Origin of the sequence: Campylobacter sp. LR264d, from assembly GCF_008633895.1 — a bacterium.
Taxonomy (GTDB): domain Bacteria; phylum Campylobacterota; class Campylobacteria; order Campylobacterales; family Campylobacteraceae; genus Campylobacter_D.
Window position 1 is genome coordinate 1 of sequence record NZ_VJNT01000020.1, and the last position, 301, is coordinate 301.

At 40.9% G+C, this 301-nt stretch carries 1 protein-coding gene; it reads right to left on the reverse strand.

Going from position 1 to position 301, the window contains the following annotated elements; all coding sequences use genetic code 11:
* A partial coding sequence (locus FMM56_RS04710) for a flagellin hook IN motif-containing protein (protein ID WP_317845771.1) occupies positions 1-301 on the reverse strand: 301 nt, incomplete at both ends.

The window sequence follows — 301 nt, forward strand, 5'->3', positions numbered from 1 at the left end:
CCTGAACCTGCACCCATGGAACCAGTGATTTCTATACCACGACCATCAGCACTATTTAAGACTAATCTACCACTATCATCTATACTAGCCTCAACCCCTGTTGTATCTTTAACTGAATTTATAGCAGCTATTAGGGCACCATTTTGATCCCCATCTTGATAATCAGTTTGACCAATAGTTACGCCATTGATCGCAAAATCCACACTAGTAGAACCTGCTTGTATAGGATAGGTTCCTGTAGTTTGTACTGAATAAGATGCCCTAACACCTGTCTTATCAGCAACACGGTTAATCTCTTCTG